The organism is Oleiphilus sp. HI0132, from assembly GCF_001635845.1.
In genome coordinates, this window is sequence record NZ_LWGJ01000121.1 from 1 (window position 1) to 683 (window position 683).

Annotated in this window: 1 protein-coding gene; it reads right to left on the reverse strand. The window is 43.5% G+C overall.

The genetic code is table 11. The features are described from left to right. Positions 1-86: 86 nt before the first annotated feature. Positions 87-683: HlyD family efflux transporter periplasmic adaptor subunit (locus A3766_RS01575; protein WP_156508602.1), on the reverse strand; the 597-nt coding region annotated here is incomplete at its 5' end.

Here is a 683-nt window from a genome sequence, read left to right on the forward strand (position 1 = left end):
AGAACCAAATGCTGTGTTTATAAGTGTGCATCAATGAGGCCAGTTATGAAAATATTAAAAGAGGGTGATGTGGGAAAGGTTCTTTGTCATACCTGTGAGTCAGTACAAAATTCCACGTTTAAGTTGAGAGACATCCCCGGTGACAGTTTCACTTCTCTACCTTCTACCACTAATTGCTCTTTGGCCAAGGCTACCCGAGCACTATAGACCAAGCCCAAATTCTCATCTTGTATCGCATCGTCAGAAATGCTCTTAATCTCTGCATCAATCAAACCGTACTTGGTGAAGTTAAAGGTATCGACTTTGACTTCAGCTTTCTGGCCTTCTTGCACAAAGCCGATATCTTTATTCAAGATCATCACGTCGACTTCCATTTTGCTTTGATCGGGCACGATAACCATGAGGGCCTGAGCGGGCGTGACGACACCGCCAATGGTATGGACTGCTAATTGCTGTACTTGACCATCTATTGGTGAAACAATTTCTTGTTGCTCGTTTCTCTGTTTTGCTTTGACGAGTTCTTGCTTTAGGCCTTCTAATCTCAGTTCAAATTCTTGCTTTTGAGAAAGCGTTGCCAGTTGCTGTTCTGCCAGCAGTGACTGTGTTTGTTTTTCGATAGCGAGTATTGAGCTATCCAGTTGTTTGAAGCGGGCTTGCTGTACTTTCAAGTCCTGCTCTTGTTC